The sequence below is a fragment of the Marinobacter sp. KM021 genome (assembly GCF_050707965.1).
Taxonomy (GTDB): Bacteria; Pseudomonadota; Gammaproteobacteria; order Pseudomonadales; family Oleiphilaceae; genus Marinobacter; species Marinobacter shengliensis.
In genome coordinates, this window is the sequence record NZ_CP136129.1 from 1 (window position 1) to 15,118 (window position 15,118).

Sequence of the window (15,118 nt, forward strand, 5' to 3'; positions counted from 1 at the left end):
ATAAACGGTTGACAGGGCAGCGGAACGATGTAGAATACGCGGCCTTGATTGAGCAACAGCTCAAACGCTCTTTAAAAAGTTAACCAAGTAATTCGTGTGGGCGCTGGCCGAGGTATTTCGGATACGAAATATCAGGACAGTGACTCGTCGAAATTGAGTTTTGTCTTGAGCAAGAATTAAGAACTTTCGGGTTCTTGTATGATTTAAACTGAAGAGTTTGATCATGGCTCAGATTGAACGCTGGCGGCAGGCTTAACACATGCAAGTCGAGCGGTAACAGGGGGTGCTTGCACCCCGCTGACGAGCGGCGGACGGGTGAGTAATGCTTAGGAATCTGCCCAGTAGTGGGGGATAGCCCGGGGAAACCCGGATTAATACCGCATACGTCCTACGGGAGAAAGCAGGGGATCTTCGGACCTTGCGCTACTGGATGAGCCTAAGTCGGATTAGCTAGTTGGTGGGGTAAAGGCCTACCAAGGCGACGATCCGTAGCTGGTCTGAGAGGATGATCAGCCACATCGGGACTGAGACACGGCCCGAACTCCTACGGGAGGCAGCAGTGGGGAATATTGGACAATGGGGGCAACCCTGATCCAGCCATGCCGCGTGTGTGAAGAAGGCTTTCGGGTTGTAAAGCACTTTCAGCGAGGAGGAAGGCTCTGAAGTTAATACCTTCAGGGATTGACGTTACTCGCAGAAGAAGCACCGGCTAACTCCGTGCCAGCAGCCGCGGTAATACGGAGGGTGCAAGCGTTAATCGGAATTACTGGGCGTAAAGCGCGCGTAGGTGGTTAGGTAAGCGAGATGTGAAAGCCCCGGGCTTAACCTGGGAACGGCATTTCGAACTGTCTGACTAGAGTGTGGTAGAGGGTAGTGGAATTTCCTGTGTAGCGGTGAAATGCGTAGATATAGGAAGGAACACCAGTGGCGAAGGCGGCTACCTGGACCAACACTGACACTGAGGTGCGAAAGCGTGGGGAGCAAACAGGATTAGATACCCTGGTAGTCCACGCCGTAAACGATGTCAACTAGCCGTTGGGACTCTTGAAGTCTTAGTGGCGCAGCTAACGCACTAAGTTGACCGCCTGGGGAGTACGGCCGCAAGGTTAAAACTCAAATGAATTGACGGGGGCCCGCACAAGCGGTGGAGCATGTGGTTTAATTCGACGCAACGCGAAGAACCTTACCTGGCCTTGACATCCAGAGAACTTTCCAGAGATGGATTGGTGCCTTCGGGAACTCTGAGACAGGTGCTGCATGGCCGTCGTCAGCTCGTGTCGTGAGATGTTGGGTTAAGTCCCGTAACGAGCGCAACCCCTATCCCTGGTTGCTAGCAGGTAATGCTGAGAACTCCAGGGAGACTGCCGGTGACAAACCGGAGGAAGGTGGGGATGACGTCAGGTCATCATGGCCCTTACGGCCAGGGCTACACACGTGCTACAATGGCGCGTACAGAGGGCTGCCAACTCGCGAGAGTGCGCCAATCCCTTAAAACGCGTCGTAGTCCGGATCGGAGTCTGCAACTCGACTCCGTGAAGTCGGAATCGCTAGTAATCGCGAATCAGAATGTCGCGGTGAATACGTTCCCGGGCCTTGTACACACCGCCCGTCACACCATGGGAGTGGATTGCACCAGAAGTAGTTAGTCTAACCTTCGGGAGGACGATTACCACGGTGTGGTTCATGACTGGGGTGAAGTCGTAACAAGGTAGCCGTAGGGGAACCTGCGGCTGGATCACCTCCTTAAACGAAGCCGAATGCTTCGGTCAGAGTCCACACGAATTACTTGGTTGGCTAATAAAGAGAGCAAAAGGGTCTATGCAGGCCCGATGACTGTGTCACGTTAACGTGAAGCAGGCATTAGCGCTGTAGATTGTGACAGCTGACAAGGCGCAGGCTGAGAGAGCGAGGGAGCGTACATGAGTACGTGACCGAGTGAACGAAGGCTACAACGCAGCTCAGGTGGCACAAGATGCAGTGATAATTGGGTCTGTAGCTCAGGTGGTTAGAGCGCACCCCTGATAAGGGTGAGGTCGGTGGTTCAAGTCCACCCAGACCCACCAGAATTTCACTGCTCGTCGTTGTCGAAGCACTTGCATAGCAGGCTATGCGGCGCACTTCGACGCCTAGATCAGCAAAATTCTGGTCTTGGAGGCGATAGCAGAGCGCAGGTCAGGTTTCGTTAACCTAGGCGCAGCTTGAGTGAGTAAGGGAGTGACCCTCGATGGGTCATGACCGCAGCGAACGAATGTTGCAACGACGGGTAACGGAAGCTGGACAAGTTCTGGGGCTATAGCTCAGCTGGGAGAGCGCCTGCCTTGCACGCAGGAGGTCGGCAGTTCGATCCTGCCTAGCTCCACCAAATATTTTACTGACTAACCAAAGATGGGTTAGCAGTGTACAGAAACGAATGTTTCATATCGATGAAGCCTTCCTTTCTGATCACTGGGTCAGATTTGCTCTTTAACAAATTGGACGAGATAGAACACGAATAGATTTCTCTCATTATCTCCGAGAGAAACTGTTCAAAGTGATAGCGATTTCAAGCGTTATCCGGTGTTGTCGTTGAAGTGGTTGTTATATTGCTTCAAGTGACTGTCTCGAAACAGGGTTCTGTATCAGGCTTGCCTGGTGAAGGATGCTGAATCGTGATCAGTTGTCTTGGGGTTATATAGTCAAGCAACTAAGCGCATACGGTGGATGCCTTGGCAGTCAGAGGCGATGAAAGACGTGGAAGCCTGCGATAAGGTTCGGGGAGCTGGCAAACGAGCTGTGATCCGGACATCTCTGAATGGGGAAACCCACCGACTTTCGGGTCGGTATCTTGTACTGAATCCATAGGTGCAAGAGGCGAACCGGGGGAACTGAAACATCTAAGTACCCCGAGGAAAAGAAATCAACCGAGATTCCCTAAGTAGCGGCGAGCGAACGGGGACCAGCCCTTAAGCTGGACAACTGGTAGGAGAAGGCTCTGGAAAGTGCCGCCATAGTGGGTGATAGCCCCGTATCCGAAACCTGAGTCCAGTGAAATCGAGTAGGTCGGCGCACGAGAAACGTTGACTGAACATGGGGGGACCATCCTCCAAGGCTAAATACTCCTGACTGACCGATAGTGAACCAGTACCGTGAGGGAAAGGCGAAAAGAACCCCTGTGAGGGGAGTGAAATAGACCCTGAAACCGTATGCGTACAAGCAGTCGGAGCAGACTTGTTCTGTGACGGCGTACCTTTTGTATAATGGGTCAGCGACTTATGTTCAGTGGCGAGGTTAACCGTTTAGGGGAGCCGTAGGGAAACCGAGTCTGAATAGGGCGAATTAGTCGCTGGGCATAGACCCGAAACCGGGCGATCTATCCATGAGCAGGTTGAAGGTGCCGTAACAGGCACTGGAGGACCGAACCCACTGTCGTTGAAAAGCCAGGGGATGACTTGTGGATCGGAGTGAAAGGCTAATCAAGCCCGGAGATAGCTGGTTCTCCCCGAAAGCTATTTAGGTAGCGCCTCGGACGAATACCACAGGGGGTAGAGCACTGTTTCGGCTAGGGGGTCATCTCGACTTACCAACCCGATGCAAACTCCGAATACCTGTGAGTACTATCCGGGAGACACACGGCGGGTGCTAACGTCCGTCGTGAAGAGGGAAACAACCCAGACCGCCAGCTAAGGTCCCAAAGTACCAGTTAAGTGGGAAACGATGTGGGAAGGCTCAGACAGCTAGGAGGTTGGCTTAGAAGCAGCCATCCTTTAAAGAAAGCGTAATAGCTCACTAGTCGAGTCGGCCTGCGCGGAAGATGTAACGGGGCTCAAACTGGTCACCGAAGCTGCGGCTGCATACATTGTATGCGGGGTAGGGGAGCGTTCTGTAAGCCTGCGAAGGTGTGTTGAGAAGCATGCTGGAGGTATCAGAAGTGCGAATGCTGACATGAGTAACGACAATGCGGGTGAAAAACCCGCACGCCGGAAGACCAAGGGTTCCTGCGCAACGCTAATCGGCGCAGGGTGAGTCGGCCCCTAAGGCGAGACCGAAAGGTGTAGTCGATGGGAAACGGGTTAATATTCCCGTACCTTGGATAGCTGCGATGGAGAGACGGAGAAGGCTAGGTGAGCCGGGCGACGGTTGTCCCGGTTTAAGCGAGTAGGGAGTGGACTTAGGCAAATCCGGGTCCACAATCCTGAGACGCGACGACGAGTGCCCAAGGGCGCGAAGTCATTGATGCCCTGCTTCCAGGAAAATCTTCTAAGCTTCAGGCTATTCGAGACCGTACCCCAAACCGACACAGGTGGTCAGGTAGAGAATACCAAGGCGCTTGAGAGAACTCGGGTAAAGGAACTAGGCAAAATGGTGCCGTAACTTCGGGAGAAGGCACGCCGGTGTGTACGTGAAGCCCCTGCGGGTGGAGCGGAAGCCGGTCGAAGATACCAGGCCCCTGCGACTGTTTATTAAAAACACAGCACTCTGCAAACACGAAAGTGGACGTATAGGGTGTGACGCCTGCCCGGTGCCGGAAGGTTAATTGATGGGGTTAGCACTCGTGCGAAGCTCTTGATCGAAGCCCCGGTAAACGGCGGCCGTAACTATAACGGTCCTAAGGTAGCGAAATTCCTTGTCGGGTAAGTTCCGACCTGCACGAATGGCGTAACGATGGGGGCGCTGTCTCTACCCGAGACTCAGTGAAATTGAAATCGCCGTGAAGATGCGGTGTATCCGCGGCTAGACGGAAAGACCCCGTGAACCTTTACTATAGCTTCACAGTGAACTTTGAGCATGCTTGTGTAGGATAGCTGGGAGGCTTTGAACCCGGGACGCCAGTTCCGGTGGAGCCAACCTTGAAATACCAGCCTGGCATGTTTGAGGTTCTAACTCTGGCCCCTTATCGGGGTTGAGGACACTGTGTGGTGGGTAGTTTGACTGGGGCGGTCTCCTCCCAAAGCGTAACGGAGGAGCACAAAGGTGGGCTAAGTACGGTCGGACATCGTACGGTTAGTGTAATGGCACAAGCCCGCTTGACTGCGAGACAGACACGTCGAGCAGGTACGAAAGTAGGTCATAGTGATCCGGTGGTTCTGTATGGAAGGGCCATCGCTCAACGGATAAAAGGTACTCCGGGGATAACAGGCTGATACCGCCCAAGAGTTCACATCGACGGCGGTGTTTGGCACCTCGATGTCGGCTCATCACATCCTGGGGCTGAAGCCGGTCCCAAGGGTATGGCTGTTCGCCATTTAAAGTGGTACGCGAGCTGGGTTTAGAACGTCGTGAGACAGTTCGGTCCCTATCTGCCGTGGACGTTGGAGATTTGAGGAAAGCTGCTCCTAGTACGAGAGGACCGGAGTGGACGAACCGCTGGTGTTCGGGTTGTGTCGCCAGACGCATTGCCCGGTAGCTATGTTCGGACAGGATAACCGCTGAAAGCATCTAAGCGGGAAGCCCCTTCCAAGATGAGATCTCCCTGAGGCCTTGAGCCTCCTGAAGAGCCGTTCAAGACCAGGACGTTGATAGGCTGGGTGTGTAAGCGCTGTGAGGCGTTGAGCTAACCAGTACTAATTGCTCGTGCGGCTTGACTATATAACACCCAAGACAATTGCGGATAACGCAGAGCGACAGCTCAATCGAAATCAAACATCACGTTCCATCTCGTCCCCCAGTGATCATCCGTTTTGCCTGACGACCATAGCGGTCTGGAACCACCTGATCCCATCCCGAACTCAGAAGTGAAACAGACCAGCGCCGATGGTAGTGTGGTTCGCCCATGTGAGAGTAGGTCATCGTCAGGCTCTTAATACCCAAAGCCCCAGCATCCTTGATGTTGGGGCTTTTTTATTTGTGCTTCGGGAGAAGTGATATACTTCCTTCCATTATCCGAACCAAGTTTTGATGGGAGCCTTCCAATGGCCGCAACTGATCACCTGGTCATTTTTGACACTACTCTCCGGGATGGCGAACAGAGCCCTGGCGCCACCATGAACAAAAACGAGAAGCTACGCATTGCCAAGGTTCTCGAGAAGTTGCGTGTTGATGTGATCGAAGCGGGCTTCGCGATTGCCAGTCAGGGTGACTTCGAAGCCGTCAAGGCCATCGCAGAAACCATCAAGGATTCCACGGTGTGTAGTCTCGCTCGTGCCCTGGACAAGGATATTGATCGGGCGGCTGAGGCCATTCGTCCGGCGGCCAGCGGTCGTATTCATACCTTCATTGCCACCTCACCGATCCATATGAAGCATAAGCTGCAGATGGAGCCGGATCAGGTAGTGGAGCAGGCGGTTCGGGCGGTAAAGCGTGCTCGTAGCCATACCGACGACGTGGAGTTTTCCTGTGAAGACGCCGGTCGTTCCGAGCTGGATTTCCTATGCCGAATTATCGAAGCGGCGATTGATGCCGGCGCCCGAACCATTAATATTCCAGACACTGTCGGTTATGCAATCCCCGAGCAGTTCGCTGAAACAATTCGACAGCTATTGAACCGTATCCCCAACGCTGACAAAGCCATTTTTTCCGTCCATTGTCATAATGATCTGGGGCTGGCTGTGGCTAACTCTCTTGCTGCGGTTACCAGTGGTGCCCGCCAGGTGGAGTGCACCATTAACGGTCTGGGTGAGCGTGCCGGTAATGCTTCTCTGGAAGAAATCGTGATGGCGGTGCGTACCCGTCAGGATCTCTTCAATATTGATACACGAATCGATACCCAGCACATCGTGCCGGCGTCCCGGCTTGTGTCGACCATTACCGGTTTTCCGGTACAGCCGAACAAGGCCATTGTGGGTGCCAATGCCTTTGCCCATGAGTCCGGCATCCATCAGGATGGCGTACTCAAACACCGGGAAACCTATGAGATTATGCGCGCGCAAGACGTGGGCTGGCATACCAATAGCCTGGTTCTGGGTAAGCATTCCGGTCGTAACGCCTTCCGTACCCGGTTACTGGAACTGGGCATTCAGTTCGATACCGAGTCCGAGCTGAATGAAGCGTTTACCCGTTTCAAGGCCCTGGCTGATCTGAAGCACGAGATTTTTGATGAAGATCTCCAGGCCATAGCCAGCGACACGCGTCAGAAAGACGAGGAGGGGCGTTATGGTCTCGTCTGCATGCAGGTCTGCTCGGAAACCGGTGTTGTACCCAAGGCTCATCTGACCCTGACCATGGATGGCAAGGAACACACGGTTGAGGCCGAGGGTAGTGGTCCGGTGGATGCAACATTCAAGGCGATTGAGTCGCTGGTTGATTCAGGCTGTAATCTCCAGCTGTATTCCGTGAATAATATAACCAGTGGCACCGATGCCCAGGGCGAAGTGACCGTGCGCCTTGAGCGTGGCGGGCGTATTGTCAATGGCGTTGGCTCTGATACTGATATCATCATCGCATCAGCAAAGGCCTATATCGAGGCGTTGAACCTGATTGCCAGAGGTGGTATTCGTCAGCACCCTCAGGTGGCCGATGTCTGATAGTGACGTTATGTGGCACTTGTCCCCGGTCAGAGGCATGACGTGATCCGAACAGAAGCGGAAAGGCAGTTCTATCTCGGGGCCGCAGGCATTCATCTGTGGTATGCCCGCGCACCGCTGCCTGGCGCGGCGCCAAGCCCGGAGTATGATTTCGGCGTTGCCGAAGTCGAGCCAGCCCCGGTCGTTGTTGATGCGCCGGCAACCAAGCGTGCCGTGCCCACTCGCCCTGCCGTTGATCCCGGCAATAAAGACCGTCTGGCGCAACTCAAGAATCTGATGGAGACCGGCGCTGGTAAACCAGATAAAGCAGCGCCGCTGGCCGAGGCTGAGTCGCAAGTTGTGGATTCCGTCGAGCCAGACTCGGCAGCAGACCTGTTGGGTGAAAATCAGCCCAATGTCAGCCCACGGGTTGCTTCGATCAAAGATATCGCTCGGCTGTGTCTGCAGTTCTGGGTGGGAGATAGAGTTCTTTTGCTTGCCAATCTCTCCGAGGAAGCCAGTTTCAGCATGCAGGACGCACTGGCTCGCAACATTCTTCGCAGTCTCGGTGAGCAGACCCTGGACATGTCAGACGTCATTCGCTGGCCACTGTTCAATAATCTGAGGGTGTCGCTCAACAGTGATGCAGATCTGACGGGCTTACTGCGGCAAGCGCTGGTCCCTGCCACTGGCAAGTCTGTCATAGCGCTTGGTCTGGGAGCCGGGGCCGGTGCGGTGCCCAATATCCTTTCCGACGTTATGGGTCGCGGCCCGGAAGTGGTGTTTGACGCCTCCCTTGCTGGCCTGGCAAGTAACCCGGTATTGAAACGAGAGTTATGGCAAAAGATTCGCTCCCTGGGCGCGAAGGATTAATGTCGACACGGGTCCTTCGCCAGGTTCAGAATCAGGACCTGAGGGTTCGCAGCCTCGTGGAATCCGATCTGCCCCGAGTGATGGAACTGGAATGCCTGGGGTATTCTCACCCTTGGCCGATGTCTGTGTTCCAGGACTGTTTTAAACCGCAATATCGACTGTGGGCGCTGGTGCAAGGCGATGAGTTGGTCGGTTATGCCGTAGTCAACTATATGGTTGATGAGGCTCACCTGCTGAATGTCTGCGTGCATCCTGCTCTGCGGGGTCGAGGAGCTGGCCGTCACTTGCTGCGTTACGCTGTGGCGGAATCCATCCGGGATGGCATGGTACAGATGATTCTGGAAGTTCGGCAAAGCAACGAAGCGGCTGCTGCGTTGTATGCCAGCGAGGGATTTGAGGAAATCGGCCGCAGGCCCGACTACTATCCGGATGCCACTGGGCGAGAAGATGCCCGCGTATTGGTCTATCGGTTCACCTGACCCCACGCTACCCCTTATAATAGTCCGTTTTTCACCCAACCCAATCAGGTTTCCGTTGTTTATGTCTAACCTATCCCAGGAAGTGGCCAAGCGCCGCACCTTTGCGATTATCTCGCACCCGGATGCCGGTAAAACCACCATTACCGAGAAAGTGCTGCTCTTCGGTCAGGCGCTTCAGAAAGCCGGAACGGTCAAGGGCAAGAAGTCCGGCCAGCACGCAAAGTCCGACTGGATGGAGATGGAAAAGGAGCGGGGTATCTCGGTCACCACCTCAGTGATGCAGTTTCCTTATGGTGGCAAGCTGGTCAACCTGTTGGATACCCCAGGTCACGAAGACTTCTCTGAGGATACCTATCGGACCCTGACGGCGGTTGATTCGTGCCTGATGGTTATCGACAGCGCCAAGGGCGTTGAGGAACGCACCATCAAGCTGATGGAAGTGACCCGCCTGCGTGATACGCCAATCATCACCTTCATGAACAAACTGGATCGCGACACCCGGGACCCGATCGAGTTAATGGATGAAGTGGAAGATGTTCTAAAAATTGCCTGCGCCCCCATCACCTGGCCGATTGGCATGGGCAAGAGTTTCAAGGGTGTCTACCACTTGTATCGGGATGAAGTGATCCTCTATCAGACTGGCCAGGGCCACACCATTCAGGAAAAGCGGGTTGTCAAAGGCCTGAATAACCCCGAGCTCGATGAAGCGATTGACGGCTATGCCGCTGACCTGCGTGACGAAATTGAATTGGTTAAGGGTGCGTCTCATGAGTTTGATCATGAGGCATTCCTTGCCGGGCAACTAACCCCGGTGTTCTTTGGTACAGCACTCGGTAATTTCGGTGTGGACCATATGCTGGACGGCCTGGTTGACTGGGCGCCTGCGCCCCAGGGGCGCGAAACGGATGTGCGCAAGGTCGAGCCGGCGGAGGATGCTTTTTCCGGTTTTGTATTCAAGATCCAGGCAAACATGGACCCACAGCATCGTGACCGGGTCGCGTTCCTGCGTATCGTGTCAGGTCGCTATAATCAGGGTATGAAGGCGCGCCATGTGCGGATTGGTAAAGAAGTGAGGTTCTCCGACGCTCTGACGTTCATGGCGGGTGACCGTGAACATGCCGAGGAGGCATACGCTGGCGATATTATCGGTTTGCACAACCACGGTACGATCCAGTTGGGCGATACCTTTACCGCCGGCGATGACATGAAGTTCACCGGCATTCCGAACTTCGCGCCGGAGCTGTTCCGCCGTATCCGCCTGAAGGATCCGCTCAAGGCGAAGCAATTACAGAAAGGCCTGATCCAGCTCTCTGAGGAGGGTGCTGTTCAGGTGTTTCGGCCGGTGAAGAACAACGATCTGATTGTTGGTGCAGTAGGCGTCTTGCAGTTCGATGTGGTGGTTAGTCGCCTCAAGAGTGAATACAAGGTTGAGGCCGTTTACGAGCCGATCAATGTTGCCACTGCACGCTGGGTGAGCTGCAGTGATGAGCGCAAACTCGATGAGTTCCAGCGCAAGAATCAGGAGAACCTGGCCCTCGATGGCAGTGACCGGCTGGCCTACATTGCACCGACCATGGTCAACCTGAATCTGGCTCAGGAACGTTATCCGGATATCCAGTTCCATAAAACCCGGGAACACTGATCGGCCACCGGAGGACTCCATGCAGCTGGTTGATGCCCATTGCCATTTCGACTTCCCCGAGTTTGATGGGATTCGTGACCAGGTGTTGGCGGAGGCCAGAGGCCGGGGAGTGGAGGCGTTGGTCATTCCGGGTGTTCGCCGGGCGGACTGGGCGCGGGTTCAGGCGCTGGCTTCACCGGATAGGGGGCTCTGGATTTGCCTGGGAATTCATCCCTGGTTTGTTGGAGAGCACAGTGAGCAGGATCTGATTGTCCTCGAGGCGCAGCTCGCCGACCTCCCCGAGGGCTGCGTAGCGCTGGGAGAATGTGGCCTTGATGCTCTTCATGGTGAACTCGCCGCGCAATTGCCTTGGTTCCAGGCGCAGGTTGATATTGCCGCGAGGGTGAAGTTGCCGTTGGTCATTCACTCGGTGCGCAGCCATGATGAAGTGCATGGGTTGCTGCGCTCTTCCGGTTGGTCTGGCCGGGCCTTGGTTCATGGCTTCTCCGGAAGTTACCAGCAAGCCAGAAAGCTGGTGGATCTTGGCTGTTATATCGGGGTTGGTGGTGTGATCACCCACGATCGGGCGCGTAAAACCCGCGATGCGATTGCCAGGTTGCCGGTCGAGGCCCTGGTGATCGAGACCGATGCGCCCGACATGGCTCCGGCCGGTGTGGCCAAGGGACAGAATTCACCGATTTACCTGCCGAGGGTACTGCAGGCGTTGGCGGAGCTGAGGGCCGAGTCGGCCGAAACGCTCTCTGAAGCCTTGTATGATAACGTTCGACAGTTGTACGGCTGGTGTTGATGCCAGTGCAGAATAGGGGATTGACGAAACACAGTGAGGCAGGGTTGGTTTTCCTGACTGCTTCGAGTATACTTCGCGCCCTGGCTTTTCAAGGCGATGTCACTATCTCAGCCCCGAATGGTGGCGACGTCAACATACAGGTATGAACCTCCTCCGGATGCCTTGCATTTACCGGTGGTGGTTTTTAACGTTTCTTATATAGCGTTCAAGGCGGAATCAATGAAGACTCTGAGTGCGAAACCAGAAACAGTAAAACGTGACTGGTACGTTGTAGACGCAGCCGGCAAGACGCTGGGTCGTCTGTCAACCGAAATCGCCCTTCGTCTGCGGGGCAAGCATAAGCCTGAGTATACCCCTCACGTGGACACTGGAGACTACATCATTGTTATCAATGCCAGCCAGGTGAAGGTTACCGGCAAAAAGGCATCGGCAAAGATGTATTACAGCCATACCGGCTTTCCGGGTGGAATCAAATCCATCAACTTCGAGAAGCTGGTTGACAAGGCTCCCGAGCAAATCATTCAGAAGGCCGTAAAAGGTATGCTTCCGAAGGGTCCGCTTGGTCGCGCCATGTTCAAGAAGCTGAAAGTGTACGCAGGCGCTGAGCATGCTCATGCCGCCCAGCAGCCCAAAGAACTCGACATCTAACGGAAGGCGAATATGTCTGTAGCACAAAATTACGGTACTGGTCGCCGCAAATCATCCACGGCTCGCGTCTTTATCAAGCCGGGTAGCGGTAACATCTCCATTAACGGTCGCACCATCGAAGATTTCTTCGGTCGTGAAACTCTTCGCATGATCGTTCGTCAGCCGCTGGTTGTTGCTGAGTCTGCTGATCGATTCGACATCACCATCACCGTAAAGGGCGGTGGTATCAGTGGCCAGGCTGGCGCAATTCGCCATGGTCTGACTCGTGCGCTGATGGAATACGACGAAACTCTGCGCCCTGCGCTGCGTAAAGCGGGTTACGTAACCCGTGACGCCCGTAAGGTTGAGCGTAAGAAGGTTGGTCTGCGCAAGGCGCGTAAGCGTCCGCAGTACTCCAAGCGTTAATCGGCGCCATTGCCGATGGAAAAACCCGATCCTATGGTCGGGTTTTTTTATGCCTTGAAGGTCGCCAGATTTTTGATCTGACGCAGGGATAGGCTCTCAGTTGAGCCTTTCCGGCTTGTAAGCGAGGGGTAATTTCATTACCATTTCAGCGCTTATATTTTTGGGTTGTGAAGTCCTTTTCGAAGCGCAGTGCCGGTTTTTCCGCGTCTGTGCCTCGCCTGATGGGAGAAAACCATAATGAGTAATGGCGACGTGAACCAAGGTCGACGCCGGTTTTTGATCGGTGCAACGTCCGTGGTGGGTGGTGTCGGCGTCGTCGGTGCAGCGGTCCCTTTCGTGGCGTCCTGGAATCCCAGTGCGAAAGCGGAAGCGGCCGGTGCTCCGGTAACCGTAACTGTCGACAAGATCGAACCTGGACAACAGATTACCGTCGAATGGCGGGGTAAGCCGGTGTGGATTATCCGGCGCACCGACGAGATGCTTGAGAACATTGAAAAGCTGTCTCCGCGAATGAAAGATCCTGAGTCCGAAGACCCTCAGCAACCGGCTTACATCACCGGCGCACAGCGGTCCATCAAGCCGGAGTTTATTGTCCTGGTGGGTATCTGCACGCACTTGGGGTGCGTGCCAAGCTATCGCCCGGAAGTGGCGCCGGCTGACTTGGGTAGTGAATGGTTGGGTGGTCTTTTCTGTCCGTGCCATGGCTCCCGATTCGACTTGTCCGGTCGTGTGTTCTCCAATCAGCCGGCTCCGCTGAACCTTGAGGTTCCGCCGTACCGGTTTGATGACGATGCGACCATGACCATTGGTCTTGATCCGGAGGCAGCGTAATGAACAAACTGCTTAATTGGGTAGACGAGCGTCTGCCGGTTGTCGATGCTTGGAACAAGCATGTAGGTAAGTATTACGCTCCGAAGAACTTCAATATGTGGTACTTCTTCGGTTCGCTTGCCATGCTGGTGTTGGTGAACCAGCTGGTCACCGGAATCTGGCTGACCATGAGCTATAATCCGTCTGCGGAAGGTGCGTTTGCTTCCGTTGAGTACATCATGCGTGATGTCGAGTGGGGCTGGCTGCTTCGTTATCTGCACTCCACCGGCGCGTCAGCGTTCTTTGTGGTGGTCTATCTGCACATGTTCCGTGGTCTGATGTACGGCTCGTACCAGAAGCCGCGTGAGCTGATCTGGATCTTCGGCATGCTGATCTACCTGGTGCTGATGGCAGAGGCATTCATGGGCTACCTGCTGCCCTGGGGTCAGATGTCTTACTGGGGTGCTCAGGTTATCGTTAACCTGTTCGGTGCAATTCCGGTAATTGGTGAAGACCTGTCTCTGTGGATTCGTGGTGACTACCTGATTTCCGGTATTACCCTGAACCGCTTCTTTGCCCTGCACGTGGTTGCATTGCCGATCGTACTGCTCGGTCTGGTGGTGCTGCACATTCTGGCGCTGCACGAAGTGGGTTCTAACAACCCTGACGGTATTGATATCAAGAAGAACAAGGACGAAAACGGTATTCCCAAAGACGGCATTCCGTTCCACCCGTACTACACCGTACATGACCTGTTGGGTGTGGCGGTCTTCTTCTTCATCTTCTTCATCGTTGTGTTTTACTTCCCGGAGATGGGCGGCCTGTTCCTGGAGAAGCCGAACTTCGAACCTGCGAACAGTCTGAAGACGCCGGCACACATCGCACCGGTATGGTACTTCACTCCGTTCTACGCAATGCTTCGTGCGGTAACCGTTGATCTCTTTGGTCTCGATGCCAAGTTCTGGGGTGTGGTTGTGATGGGTGCAGCAATTGCCATCCTGTTCGTGCTGCCATGGCTCGACAAGAGCCCGGTGCGGTCTATCCGCTACAAGGGCTGGATGAGTAAGGTTGCGCTGGCCATCTTTGTCGTCAGCTTTATCGTCCTGGGCTATCTGGGTATCGTTCCGGCCACCGAGGGTCGTACCATCGTCGCCCAGATTCTGACAGTGCTGTACTTCCTGTACTTCATTCTCATGCCGTTCTACACGCGCATGGAAAAAACCAAGCCAGTACCAGAGAGGGTGACAGGATAATGAGAAAGCTGATTTTTGGTCTTTTCATCGCAATCCTGCCGGCTCTCGGGCTGGCGGCTGCTCCCGGCGGTCCTCTCGACACCATGAAGCCGGATCACACCAACAAGGAATCACTGCAGCGGGGCGTGGCATTGTTCACCAACTACTGCATGGGTTGCCACTCCATGGAATACGCCCGTTACAAGCGGGTGTCGGATGACCTGGAGATTCCGGCGGAACTCTACGAGGAGAACCTGATCTTCACTGGTGCCAAGATCGGTGAGTTGATGCAGATCTCCATGAGTAAGGATATGGCTGCCGGCTGGTTCGGTGCTCCGCCACCTGACCTGACTCTGGTCACGCGTGTGCGTGGTGAATCCTGGGTGTACTCGTACCTGCGAGGTTTCTACCAGGATGACACTCGCCCACTGGGTGTGAACAACGTGGTATTCGCCAACGTTGGTATGCCCCATGTGATGGTCGAGATGCAGGGTCTGTGTGCCGTCGAGCCGAAGATTGGTGTCGGCGCCTCGGTTGAGCCGCTTAGTGGTAACATCAATAACGCGGATGTCTGTCCGGAATATGCCATCGAAGGCAATATGTCGGGTGCAGACTTTGACCGTGCCATGTGGGACCTGACCAACTTCATGTCTTACATGGGTGATCCGGTGAAGGTTGAGCGTGAGCGTCTGGGGATTTTCGTGCTGATCTTTGTGGCGATCTTCTTCATCTTTGCGTACCTGCTTAACCGCGAGTACTGGAAAGACGTACATTAAGATTTAGGGTATAATCCTCAATCCTGAATTCCAGCGGGCCGGTAAGGT

The 15,118-nt window shown here is 54.6% G+C and carries 10 protein-coding genes, 2 tRNA genes and 3 rRNA genes; all 15 read left to right on the plus strand.

The window, feature by feature from the left end; all coding sequences use genetic code 11:
* The first annotated feature begins 205 nt into the window (after positions 1–205).
* Positions 206–1,746, plus strand: a 16S ribosomal RNA gene (locus RVM24_RS00005).
* 240 nt (positions 1,747–1,986) lie between these two features.
* Positions 1,987–2,063, plus strand: a tRNA-Ile gene (locus RVM24_RS00010).
* 223 nt (positions 2,064–2,286) lie between these two features.
* A tRNA-Ala gene (locus RVM24_RS00015) sits at positions 2,287–2,362 on the plus strand.
* Between the two features lie 311 nt (positions 2,363–2,673).
* Positions 2,674–5,565: ribosomal RNA gene (locus RVM24_RS00020) — 23S ribosomal RNA — on the plus strand.
* A 95-nt stretch (positions 5,566–5,660) separates the two neighbouring features.
* A 5S ribosomal RNA gene (rrf, locus tag RVM24_RS00025) occupies positions 5,661–5,774 on the plus strand.
* The 16S, 23S and 5S rRNA genes sit together here with 2 tRNA genes alongside, the layout of an rRNA operon.
* 114 nt (positions 5,775–5,888) lie before the next feature.
* The gene (locus RVM24_RS00030) at positions 5,889–7,439 is read left to right on the plus strand and encodes a 2-isopropylmalate synthase (protein WP_138435408.1); all 1,551 of its coding nucleotides are present in this window, start codon (positions 5,889–5,891) and stop codon (positions 7,437–7,439) included.
* Between the two features lie 42 nt (positions 7,440–7,481).
* Complete coding sequence (locus RVM24_RS00035; RefSeq protein WP_058092406.1) at positions 7,482–8,291, plus strand: hypothetical protein; 810 nt, start codon at positions 7,482–7,484, stop codon at positions 8,289–8,291.
* Entirely contained in the window at positions 8,291–8,770 is a 480-nt protein-coding gene (gene rimI, locus RVM24_RS00040) for a ribosomal protein S18-alanine N-acetyltransferase (protein WP_431474739.1), read from the plus strand. Before RVM24_RS00035 ends, rimI begins: the two co-directional genes overlap by 1 nt.
* Positions 8,771–8,831: 61 nt before the next feature.
* Complete coding sequence (prfC, locus tag RVM24_RS00045; RefSeq protein ID WP_058092408.1) at positions 8,832–10,412, plus strand: peptide chain release factor 3; 1,581 nt, start codon at positions 8,832–8,834, stop codon at positions 10,410–10,412.
* Positions 10,413–10,431: 19 nt separating this feature from the next.
* On the plus strand, positions 10,432–11,199 hold the full coding sequence (locus RVM24_RS00050) for a TatD family hydrolase (RefSeq protein WP_058092409.1): 768 nt from the start codon (positions 10,432–10,434) through the stop codon (positions 11,197–11,199).
* A gap of 219 nt (positions 11,200–11,418) precedes the next feature.
* Positions 11,419–11,847, plus strand: coding sequence for a 50S ribosomal protein L13 (gene rplM, locus RVM24_RS00055; RefSeq protein WP_022988664.1), 429 nt, complete (start codon positions 11,419–11,421; stop codon positions 11,845–11,847).
* Between the two features lie 12 nt (positions 11,848–11,859).
* On the plus strand, positions 11,860–12,252 hold the full coding sequence (rpsI, locus tag RVM24_RS00060) for a 30S ribosomal protein S9 (protein WP_058092410.1): 393 nt from the start codon (positions 11,860–11,862) through the stop codon (positions 12,250–12,252).
* A 237-nt stretch (positions 12,253–12,489) separates the two neighbouring features.
* On the plus strand, positions 12,490–13,083 hold the full coding sequence (petA, locus tag RVM24_RS00065) for a ubiquinol-cytochrome c reductase iron-sulfur subunit (RefSeq protein ID WP_058092411.1): 594 nt from the start codon (positions 12,490–12,492) through the stop codon (positions 13,081–13,083).
* A complete protein-coding gene (locus RVM24_RS00070) occupies positions 13,083–14,315 on the plus strand; it encodes a cytochrome b (protein WP_058092412.1) in 1,233 nt (410 codons plus the stop codon). The genes petA and RVM24_RS00070 overlap by 1 nt, the downstream gene beginning before the upstream one ends.
* On the plus strand, positions 14,315–15,070 hold the full coding sequence (locus RVM24_RS00075; RefSeq protein ID WP_058092413.1) for a cytochrome c1: 756 nt from the start codon (positions 14,315–14,317) through the stop codon (positions 15,068–15,070). The genes RVM24_RS00070 and RVM24_RS00075 overlap by 1 nt, the downstream gene beginning before the upstream one ends.
* Positions 15,071–15,118: the final 48 nt, after the last annotated feature.